9 protein-coding genes and 1 pseudogene are annotated in these 11,214 nt (G+C 44.9%); 7 read left to right on the top strand and 3 right to left on the bottom strand.

Annotated elements, in window-relative coordinates; translation table 11 throughout:
* The coding region (locus Q0081_RS26275) for a hypothetical protein (protein ID WP_298360649.1) at nt 1-261 on the top strand (261 nt) is incomplete at its 5' end.
* Nucleotides 262-319: 58 nt separating this feature from the next.
* On the opposite strand, the gene Q0081_RS26270 is transcribed toward Q0081_RS26275, so the two are convergent.
* Nucleotides 320-847, bottom strand: a complete 528-nt coding sequence (locus tag Q0081_RS26270; RefSeq protein ID WP_298360647.1) for a ferritin-like domain-containing protein — start codon at nt 845-847, stop codon at nt 320-322.
* Between the two features lie 285 nt (nt 848-1,132).
* On the opposite strand from Q0081_RS26270, the gene Q0081_RS26265 reads away from it, so the two are divergent.
* The 5 genes and pseudogenes from Q0081_RS26265 to Q0081_RS26245 all read left to right on the top strand — a co-directional run.
* Nucleotides 1,133-3,502, top strand: coding sequence for a PSD1 and planctomycete cytochrome C domain-containing protein (locus tag Q0081_RS26265; RefSeq protein WP_298360646.1), 2,370 nt, complete (start codon nt 1,133-1,135; stop codon nt 3,500-3,502).
* Between the two features lie 47 nt (nt 3,503-3,549).
* A complete protein-coding gene (locus Q0081_RS26260) occupies nt 3,550-5,004 on the top strand; it encodes a DUF1501 domain-containing protein (protein ID WP_298360644.1) in 1,455 nt (484 codons plus the stop codon).
* A 64-nt stretch (nt 5,005-5,068) separates the two neighbouring features.
* A complete protein-coding gene (locus Q0081_RS26255) occupies nt 5,069-5,602 on the top strand; it encodes an REP-associated tyrosine transposase (RefSeq protein WP_298360643.1) in 534 nt (177 codons plus the stop codon).
* A gap of 133 nt (nt 5,603-5,735) precedes the next feature.
* A complete protein-coding gene (locus tag Q0081_RS26250; protein WP_298360642.1) occupies nt 5,736-7,883 on the top strand; it encodes a chitobiase/beta-hexosaminidase C-terminal domain-containing protein in 2,148 nt (715 codons plus the stop codon).
* 177 nt (nt 7,884-8,060) lie between these two features.
* A pseudogene (locus Q0081_RS26245) lies at nt 8,061-8,480 on the top strand (DUF2911 domain-containing protein); the annotation flags it as partial.
* A gap of 1 nt (nt 8,481) precedes the next feature.
* Here the strand turns inward: Q0081_RS26245 and Q0081_RS26240 are convergent.
* Entirely contained in the window at nt 8,482-8,904 is a 423-nt protein-coding gene (locus Q0081_RS26240) for a DUF2141 domain-containing protein (protein WP_298360641.1), read from the bottom strand.
* A 216-nt stretch (nt 8,905-9,120) separates the two neighbouring features.
* Between Q0081_RS26240 and Q0081_RS26235 the strand changes: the two genes are divergently transcribed.
* Nucleotides 9,121-10,584, top strand: coding sequence for an MFS transporter (locus Q0081_RS26235; RefSeq protein ID WP_298360640.1), 1,464 nt, complete (start codon nt 9,121-9,123; stop codon nt 10,582-10,584).
* Between the two features lie 120 nt (nt 10,585-10,704).
* On the opposite strand, the gene Q0081_RS26230 is transcribed toward Q0081_RS26235, so the two are convergent.
* Complete coding sequence (locus Q0081_RS26230; protein WP_298360639.1) at nt 10,705-11,064, bottom strand: hypothetical protein; 360 nt, start codon at nt 11,062-11,064, stop codon at nt 10,705-10,707.
* Nucleotides 11,065-11,214: the final 150 nt, after the last annotated feature.

Genomic DNA, 11,214 nt, shown 5'->3' with positions numbered 1-11,214 from the left:
CCTTCACAAAGGCATCAAAGTCCCTGTCTTTTGCCAGAAAATGGATTGACGATTTTTGGAATCCCATTTTTTGGAATTCTACAATTATTTGTTCCAATTAGTTATGTCCCTATCTATATTGCTAATCACTATTTCTTTTGCAACTACAATTCCACGGGGAAGCCGTGGAAATTTGGGGAAACAAACGCTGAAAATGCAGGGTTAATTGTAGATATTTTTGCCCATTCATTGGTACTAAAACAAAAAGGGGCAAAGGATTGACGAATCCCTTGCCCCTTTTATTAGGGTATAATCAGGCACAACAAACTAATGATTATAGTTACTTTTCAGCCATGGCTTCTTCATTGACGAACGACATCGCTACTTTGGTCAATTCGACGTCGGCATCATGTTCTTCGTCTAAAGTAGCCTGCAAAAATTTCTGAACTTCGGGGTGCCCCATGATGGCAGCCCAAGCGCGTAAAGTGCCATAGGTAGCAATTTCATAGTGTTCTACTTTTTGGGCTGCCATAATCAGCCCACAATCCCTCACCATCGTGTCGCTTTCAGTATCATCAATAATTCCCTGAGCTTCTTTGACCAATCCTTTCAGGGCTTCACACGTTTTGCCTTGTGGTTTTTCATCCAATGCTTCAAAAACCTTTTCTAAGCGTTCAACGTGCACCTGTGTAATATCTAAATGGTTTTCAAAGGCCGTCCGAAGTTCCTTAGAAGTGGATGCTTTTGCCATTTTAGGCAGAGCTTCCAGCAAATGTTTTTCTGCCCAATAAATGTCTTGAATCTCTTCTAAAAACAATTGATGAAGGGGAGATTCTTTCATTTCATCGCTGATTTTTTGCGTTTTCATAATTCGCTCTGTTTAGATAATAAATTACATTACTCTTACCAATACAGCAAAAAAACCGTACTAACTTCAGAAAGGGAAAGCTTGGGAAATTAAAGCCTCAAATTGTGAACAGACAAGAACCTAACCTTGCTCAAAAAAGTACATTGCCCCGAAGATAAAGTAGAATATAAAAAGTAAATTATCCCTCTCTATTGCTTAATTTTAGAGACTCTCTACTTACGAATTGATTTTATAATTTTTTTTAAAATATATTTGTACTTAGTATAAACTGTTTCTACTCTTAACGTGAAAATATTTCCTCAGGCAAAGTCTTATTTGCTCAAAAACAGGCTTTTAATAGGCGTTGGAATTGCCCTGTCTTGTGTCACAACGGCTTGCTTCCTCAATCGAGGTAATGCGTCAGCAGCGCCTATTCCCGACGAGGTGGATTACAATTACCACATTCGTCCTATTCTTTCGGACCGCTGTTTTAAATGCCACGGCCCCGACGCTAATAAACGTGAAGCCAATCTGCGACTCGATACGGAAGCCGCTGCGTATGCCGCTTTAAAAGACAATCCAAAACAGCACGCCATTGTCCCCGGTGATTTGGACAATTCGGCCGTTTGGCTCCGAATCACCACCAAAGACACGGCAGAACTGATGCCGCCGGTAGAGTCTAATCTCAAACTCTCCGAACATGAAATTGCCCTTATTGAAAAGTGGATCAAACAAGGAGCCAAATACAAACCGCACTGGGCGTTTATTGCACCAACGACGCCCAAACTCCCCGAAGTAAGCAATGACGCTTGGCCGAAAAATGAGATTGACCGATTCACACTGTCCAAAATGGATGAAAACGGCCTCACCCCTAACGAAGAAGCCGATAAAGAACGCCTGCTCAAACGCGTCGCCCTTGATATTACAGGATTGCCTCCAACGCTTGATTTACAGGAACGTTTTCTGAAAGACAAATCCGAAAATGCGTACGAAAAAGTAGTGGACGAGTTGCTGAAAAGTAAGCATTACGGCGAAAAAATGGCGCTCCCGTGGCTCGACGCGGCCCGCTACGCTGATTCACATGGCTATCAGGACGATGGTCTGCGTACCATGTGGCCGTGGCGCGATTGGGTGATCCATGCATTCAACCTAAACTACGGATACGATAAATTCGTTACCTGGCAATTAGCGGGAGATTTATTGGCCAAACAACAGGGCAAAAAAGCGGAAGACCCCACGGCTAAAGAAATGATGTTGGCCACAGGCTTTAACCGCAATCACAAAATTACGCAGGAAGGCGGGGTCATTGACGAAGAATACCGCGTCGAATACGTGACCGACCGGACCAATACGTACGGAAAAACGTTTTTGGCGATGACCTACGAATGTGCCAAATGCCACGACCATAAGTACGACCCCATCTTGCAGAAAGATTATTACAGCGCTTTTGCGTTTTTCAATCAAGTACCCGAAAAAGGGCTTTTTGGAACGATAGACGCCAATTTTGCTGACCCGCCGAATATGAAAATCACTACGCAGGACGTCAAAGACATCCTGAAATTTGTGAATAAAACCGACACGGCGGCCGTTTTGGTGATGGTGATGCAGGACAAAGACACCCTACGGCCAACACATGTATTGAATCGAGGGAATTATGACCAATTGGGCGATGTCGTCGCGGCTAATATGCCTAATTTTATTCTTCCCTTTAATCCTAAAAAATACCCTCAAAACCGCTTGGGCTTGGCGCAGTGGATGCTGGATGCCAAAAATCCATTGACGGCCCGGGTGTTTGTAAATCGCGTTTGGCAAGAATTCTTTGGACGGGGAATCGTGAAAACCGTCGGCGATTTTGGAATGCAGGGGGAATTGCCGTCGCATCCGCAGTTATTGGATTGGCTATCGGTTGATTTTCGAACGCACGGCTGGGATATTAAGCGACTCGTAAAACAAATCGTGTTATCGGCCACTTATCGACAGTCGTCCGTTATCACCAAAGAGCATTTATCGAAAGATCCTGAAAATGTCTTTTTGGCCCGCGCTCCCAGAATGCGTATTTCAGCAGAGTTTGTACGTGACATGGTATTGGCGAGCAGTGGATTATTGAATCACGAAATCGGCGGTCCCAGCGTAAAACCTTATCAACCTAAAGGTTTATGGGAATCGGCTACTTCTGGGCGCGGAATCCTGAAGACCTACATTCAGGACCACGGCGACAGCCTTTACCGACGCGGCATGTATGTTTTCATCAAACGCACTGTTCCGCCGCCGAATATGCTGATTTTTGACGCCAGCAACCGCGACCAATGCGAAGTAAAACGCTCCCGCACCAATACGCCGCTTCAAGCCCTTCTGATGCTCAACGACATCGTTGTTTTAGAATCAGCACGGGTATTAGCAGAAAAATTGACGCAGGAAAAATCCTCGGTTGACGATAAAATCAATAAAGCTTTCCGCCAAATTGTCTGCCGACAGGCCAAGACTAAAGAGTTGGATGTTATTCGAACGTATTTTGACGAAGAAAAAACGGAACTAACGAAAGAGCCTCAAAAAGCAGCAAAATTGTTGAATGTAGGAGAATCTTCCCAAGCGCGCATCCCTGACCGACCGTCAGTGGCCGCCTTGATGCAGACAATATTGATGGTGTATAATTTGGAAGAAGTACTCATGAAATAAAGGTTACTTCGAAAAACCTATGTTTCCTATCCCCCTATGTGGTTACAATGAACAACGAATTCTTAGAAAACCGCTTTAACATAAATCGTCGGCATTTTTTGGGTAAAATGACCGCAGGTATCGGCAGTGTAGCCCTTGGTTCACTACTTGTCCCTAATTTGTTCAAAGGCTCGGGCGAAGACTCTGATGCCTTGCCGTTGGGTATCCCGCACTTTGCGCCCAAAGCCAAACGCGTGATTTATCTGTTCCAAAACGGCGCGCCTTCCCAATACGAAAGCTTTGAGTACAAACCCATGCTCAACAAAATGGCGGGGGAAGAGCTTCCTGCTTCTATACGTATGGGCCAACGCCTCACGGGCATGACTGCCAATCAGGCCAAATTCCCGTTGGTAGGTTCGCACTTTCAGTTTGCGCAACACGGACAGTCGGGTATGTGGATGAGCGAGTTATTTCCCAATATCGCCAACCTCGCCGACGACCTATGCATGATTAAAACCATGAATACGGAGGCCATCAACCACGACCCTGCCCTTACCTTCATGCAAACAGGTGCCCAACAAGGCAATCGCCCAAGCATGGGGGCATGGGCAAGCTACGGACTGGGCAGTGAAAATAAAAACCTTCCTGCGTTTTCGGTGCTGCTTTCGCGTGGCAAAGGCAACGGGCAGGGGGTATATTCCAAATTGTGGTCCAACGGATTTTTAGATTCCACCCATCAAGGGGTGGTATTCAGCAGCGGTGAAGACCCGATCCTGTACCTCAATGACCCCGACGGCACCGACCGTTCGGCACGCCGTAAGATGCTGGATAATCTATCAGAGCTTAATAACATGGCCTACGAAGATTTTGGTGACCCCGAAATCAAGGCCAAAGTACAGCAATACGAAATGGCGTATCGAATGCAAACGGCGGTGCCCGAATTGACCGATCTCACCAAAGAACCTGACCATATCGTCAAAATGTACGGGCCTGAGTGCTTGGTGCCCGGAACGTTTGCGGCCAATTGTCTTTTGGCCCGAAAACTGTCGGAGGCAGGCGTTCGATTTGTGCAGTTATATCACCAAGGTTGGGACCAACACGGTAACATGGTCGGCGAAATGCCACTCCAGGCCAAAGATACCGACCGCGCTTCGGCAGCGTTGATCACGGATTTGAAACAACGCGGACTGCTCGACGAAACGTTAGTGATTTGGGGGGGAGAATTCGGCCGTACCAATTACAGCCAAGGCACCGCCACCAAAGATAATTACGGTCGTGACCACCACCCGCGTGCTTATTGTACGTTCATGGCGGGAGGCGGAGTAAAATCGGGCACAGTCTATGGAGAAACCGATGATTTTGGGTACAACATCGTTCGCGACCCCGTACACATCAACGACTTCCACGCCACGGTCATGCACCTCATGGGCCTCAATCACGAAAAACTGACCTTTAAACACTTAGGCCGCCGCTACCGGCTGACAGATTTAGCCGGAAAAGTAATTCCTGGATTGATTGCATAGCGCCGCCGTCACTCACGTCTCGCGACGGGGCGAGCGACGGCTAAAATGAACCTACTACATAGTTATGTCTGAACTGCGTAAAGCAAACGTACCGGAAGCTACTTATTTTGTGACACTTACCGTTGTTGGCTGGATAGACATTTTTACGAGAAAAGAATACTCTGATGAAATCATTAAAAACCTGGCTTTCTGTCAAGAGAAGAAGAATCTGGAAATATTTGAATATGTAATCATGCCAAGCCATATTCACTTGATTTGTCGTCGTAATCAAGGGGTATTGAATGAGTTGCTTCGCGATTTTAAAAGTTATACAGCTAAACAGATCCTGCAACTTATTCGAGATAACCCTCAGGAAAGCCGCAAAGAATGGTTAGTATATATGTTTCAATTTTTCGCTAATCGACACGCTCAAAATTCAGAAAATATGTTTTGGCAAAAGACCAATCACCCGATTGAACTTTATTCAAATAAGGTCATTGATCAAAAAATTGACTATATACACCAAAATCCTGTTACGGCAGGTATCGTTACGGAGCCTTGTTATTATTTGTATAGTAGTGCCTGTGCAGATTCACCGTTAAAAGTCAGTGAGATGTAATAATCGTCGCTCGCGTCCCGCGAGTGACGATTATTACAAGGCCTCCGGCCTAAATTTACATAGGCCAGAGGCCTGCCGATAGTCATCACTCGCGAGACGCGAGCGACTGCTTAAACCCGACAATTTTCCAAAAATGCCTCGTTTCCAAAACCTAACCTCTTACCTACTTTTAGCCATTCACGCCTTATTGGTGTTTTTATTGGTATTTCAGGACAAAGTCATCCTTCCGGCGTGGCTGCAACCCGTGGGACGAATGCACCCCATGTTGCTGCACTTGCCCATTGGTTTATTGATTTTGGCGGGTATGCTGTGGGTATTCAGAAAAGAATTTGAAGGAGTCAATTTTAACAAACTGTTTGGTTTTATTCTTTCTTTTACGGCGTTGACGGCCGCCTTGACGGCATTGATGGGGTTCTTCCTATCGCGTGAAGAAGGCTACACGGCCGACTTGCTGAACTGGCACAAATACACGGGAATCGGGCTGAGTTTTCTGACGTATGGGTTGGTTTTAGTACACCAACAGGCCGTTGAACGCAACCTGATTTTCAATACGTTTTTAGCGTTTAGCGGAGTGATTTTAGCGGTCACGGGACATTTCGGGGCCAGCCTCACCCACGGGGAAAATTATTTGTTTCCTGTCAAGGAAAGAGAAAACGCGCCGCTTATCATCACTGAAGACACACCCGTATTTGAGGCCGCGGTGCAGCCTATTTTGAAAGCTAAATGCTTCCAATGCCACAATGAGCAAAAGACCAAAGGAGAGCTGCTCATGACTACCGTTGCCGGCTTGCTAAAAGGCGGAAAGAACGGCCCGATATGGGTTGCCGGTAATGCCCTCAACAGTCACATCATTCAACGCGCTAACCTTCCGCTTGATGATAAAAAGCACATGCCTCCCAAAGGTAAAGCCCAGTTGACGCCACAGGAAATCAGTTTGCTGACGGCTTGGGTGCAGAGTGGGGCTGATGTAAAGAAACCGCTCAAAGCGTTGGCGGCAAACGATCCGCTCAAAGCATTTTTGGAAAAAGGAGAAAGAAAAACGGAAAATGCAGCGGTTTACAACTTTGCTCCGGCTTCTGAGTCGACTCTTGAAAAGTTAAACAATCCATTCCGTGTTGTTTTTCCAATTGCTCACAATTCTCCTGCGTTGCAGGCTGATTTCTTCGTACGTCAGATGTATAAATCAGAGCAACTGGGTGAATTATCGGATATTAAAAAGCAGTTAGTCGTGCTGAATCTGTCAAACATGCCTATCAAAGATGAAGATTTAGCTACGATTGCGCAGTTTGAAAATTTGGAGAAATTAAATTTGAATAATTCGGAAATTACAGGGGCAACTTTGTCAAAGTTTCAAACTTTGACAAAGTTACAATCGCTCTCATTATCAGGCACAAAGGTAACGGCAACCTCCTTGCAAAGTTTAGGCACAATGCCCAATCTTACCGAAGTGTTCGTTTGGAATACGCCGATTCTGGAGAAAGAGTTGGCTGAATTAAAAAAACGGCATCCGAAAACTGTATTTGAATTAGGATATGTTCCCAAAGACTCCGAGCGGCTGAAACTCAATCCGCCGATGTTGGTCAACGAAAAATTTGTATTGACTGAACAAACGCCCGTTACTTTCAAACACCCTCTCAAAGGTGTTACGATTCGATATACGCTTGATGGCTCTGTTCCCGATTCTACCTCTTCGACCGTGTATCAAAAACCGATTACTCTTTCGGGCTACACGGTCGTGAAGGCCCGTGCCACCAAAGAAAATTGGTATGTCAGCGACGTGGTAGAATACACTTTTTTCAAAGGTACGTATCGCCCTTCCCTTGTTGAATTGCTGAACGAACCTAACCCTCAATACCAAGGCGAAGGCAGCAATACACTCATCAATCAGAAAAAAGGCGAAGCAAGCGATTTTAAGAACCCCGCTTGGTTAGGCTATCGCGAGAAACCCTTTGAAGCGCTGTTTACGTTTGCGCAACCCACGCCCGTTAAATCGCTGACCCTAAGCATTGGTAAAAACATCGGAGGCTTCATTTTCCCGCCGGCTTCGGTCGAAGTTTGGGGAGGGCCAGATAAAATGCACTTGACATTATTGCAAAAGATTCAGCCCGAACAACCTACAAAAGACCAATCCGCTCGTGTAGAAGCCATTCAAAGTCAATTGAAAGAAGGAAATTATTCAGTTATTAAACTCATCGCTCGTCCAGTAGCAAAGCTACCCGCTTGGCACGCGGGCAAAGGACAGCCTGCTTGGGTGTTTGTCGATGAAGTATTTTTTAACTGAGAAAATGCGGTTTTTATGTAGCTTTACAAAACTTAATTCCTAACCTCACTTCCAATGAAAAAGATTTTAAAATGGACCGGCATTGTAGTCGGGGTATTGGCTGTTGTTCTCTTCGTGGCCTTCAAATTCTTACAAGCCAATACTAAAAAAGCCAGCCCCTAAGCTACGTCAGAGTACAAGAAAGATGGTACCGAAATTTCCGTTTTTTATTGTCGCCCATCTAAAAAAGGGCGCGTTATTTTTGGTGGCTTGGAGCCTTACGGAAAAGTATGGCGGACAGGGGCTAACGAAGCCACGACTTTTACCACCAACAAAGACCTGACCATTGGTGGGAAAAACCTTCCTGCGGGAAAATACACGCTCTGGACCATTCCAAACAAAGAGAAATGGACGGTTATTTTCAACAGCAAAATGTATAGTTGGGGAGTAAGTTTTGGCGGAGCCAGCCGCGAAGCTGCTGCTGATGTGCTTCAGGTAGAAGTGCCCGTGGAAACCTTACCTGCCGTGCAGGAACAATTTCTGATTTCATTCGATGAAGCAGTGCCCGCTATGGTGCTCGCTTGGGATATGACCAAGATTACTGTTCCATTGAAATAGCCTAATTCAGGAGCTTTATTTTAAGGTACGAAGTCCCGCTTTCTTTTACTTCAAAGGCGCAATCCTCAAATTTAGGCCCTGAAAATACAGGGCGATAGTTATTGCTGAAACCATAAGGCTCTTTGGGATAGCCCACGAAATTTTTATCTAACTTCCAATTATCGTTCATATCGTGATAAAGTGCTAACGCGTATCGACCCGGTGGCAAGCTCATTACGGTACGCTCTATTCCTTTGCCCGTTACTGCGACCATTTGTCCAAAATCAGGTTTAGAATACGTACTTCCAAAGGTATTGCCCGCTCGGAAAACCCCCAGTCGTAGTGTTCCCTTAGGATGTTTAATATTCGTTATTTCTATCGTGAGCGTTGGTTCGGATGAGATGAAGAAAAAGGAGGACAAAACACCCAATAATAAGAATTTCATGCGGAATGTGTCTGGGATTCTGGTTAATCAATGTTCTTTGGTTCTTAAAGAAGTAAGACAACTCAAGTAGTGCTGTCCCTTACTTAAACTTTCAATAGCGAGTGTTTATTACTTTCATCCAAATCTTTATAACTTAAATGTAAGCCAGATGGTTTGCAATTAATGACGAAATGCCTATAATTGCGCAACTACTTTCTATTAAACTTAACCTATGTAATGAACGAAAAACCCAAATTAACCTTTTGGCAAATCTGGAACATGAGTTTCGGATTTCTCGGGATTCAGTACGGCTTTGGATTACAGCAAGCAAATATGAGTCCAATTTTCCGTTATCTCGGTGCCGATGAAGCTTCCATTCCTGGTCTTTGGCTTGCCGGTCCGCTAACGGGATTATTGCTTCAACCTATCATTGGTGCAATCTCTGATCGCAGTTGGTCACCTACCTGGGGCCGCCGCCGACCGTTTATCCTTATCGGAGCGCTTTTGGGAAGTATTGCGATGATTTTGATGCCCAATTCGTCAGCAGTTTGGATGGCAGCTGGTTTAATGTGGATGCTGGATGCTGGACTCAATTCGGCTATGGAGCCTTTCCGAGCTTTTGTGGGCGATATGCTCAACGAAAAACAACGGCCCGTGGGCTTTGCCGTACAGTCATTTATGGTGGGCTTCGGGCAAACCCTCGCTAATCTGATGCCCTATATTTTACCTCTTTTAGGTGTTTCCATGGTGTTGTCAGATTCTCAATTGACCAATGGGATTCCTAATTCAGTTCGGTATCCTTTTTATATAGGAGCGGCTTCTATTGTAATCGCAGTTCTTTGGACAATGCGCACCACCAAAGAATACCCGCCGGAAAACGATGACTATAAAAAAGTACACGTTTTTTCGGAAGAAGAAAAGAAATCTATTTCATTCTGGCATTTAGCATTGGCGGTTGGAGCAGCTATTCTGGCTTTTGGCTTTGCTTATTTTTCAGGAGGTTTTGTCAATGGTATCAAATGGGGATTAGGAATTTTAATTGGGGGCTACTTAGTTTTAATGCTACCCGTTTTTAAAGAAATTCTGGCTCCTCTTTCTTCAATGCCTACCGTGATGCGTCAGTTGTGGTGGGTGAAGTTCTTTACGTGGTACGGATTACCGTTGATGTGGCAATACCTTTCATTGGCCGCGGCCAAATACGCTTTCAATGCTCCGGATGCAGTTTCAAATCCAACAGGTTTTGAAGAAGGCACTAAATGGGGCGGACTTTGTTTTGCTATGTTCAGCATCTCCTGCGCTCTTATCTCCTTTTTTATTCCCCGCATCGCCCGAGCCATCGGCAGCAATCGCGGCACCCACGCCTTATTTTTGTGCATTGGCGCCTGCGGCTTTTTTATGACGCTGCTTTCCAACGATAAAATGGTTTATCTGGCCGGCATGACCATCATCGGTCTTATGTGGGGCTCTATTATGTCAATGCCCTATTTGATGTTGGCCTCTGCGGTACCCAAAGAACGTATGGGTGTCTATATGGGTATTTTCAATGGTTTTATCTGTGTGCCGCAATTTATTGGTATGCTCACCGTGCCGCTTTTTTACAAATCCTTGTTAGGAGATGACCCACGTAATGCGCTTGTTTTGGCAGGTGTCTGTATGTTGTTGGCAGCAGCTTCCTGCTTTTTGGTGAAAGAAGCAAAATAGTCGTTTGCCGTTTGTAGTAAAAAAGTTTACGGTTTAGAGTAAAAAAAGTTTACAGTTTGCAGTTAAAACAGCATAAATTTAACTGCAAACTGCAAACTGCTCGGGCGGCCCCGCTACTGCCTATGATTTCTTTCCGAAATTATATCCTAAAGTCACAAAGAAAATCTTTGACTCAGTGCCTGCGTAGGGCTTTGTGCCGCCTTCGGAGAAATTAGGATTCAAAAAGTCATTCAGATAATACTGCACCTTCAACCCAAATCCGTTTTTGGTCTGAAATCCCGCGAAAAGGGCCGGCATAAATGGGTTAGAACGGTTGCTGAACCATTCGTTGAACTTGTCTACTTTTTCGCCGTTGATAAAAGTTTTTTGTTTGAAATTTATGGCAAAAGCGGCTTCTGCACCTCCGTACACATAAAATTTCCGTAAATCACCGATTTTAATACCAATGGGAACTCCTACCGCGTAAATACGTTGTTTCAATATTCGGCAGTATAACAAAAAAATAGACAACTGGGGCAAATGCCTAACTTTGGAGTGACTAAACTCAAAGATTATGTACCTATTTTGCCCAAGTTGTCACAGCACAAAGCTAAAAAAGAATGGCCCTACTCACTACGGTAATCGCAGCGG

The organism is Runella sp. (genome assembly GCF_027484545.1).
In the GTDB taxonomy this organism is placed as follows: domain Bacteria; phylum Bacteroidota; class Bacteroidia; order Cytophagales; family Spirosomataceae; genus Runella.
This window is presented reverse-complemented; position numbering and strand designations above follow the sequence as displayed.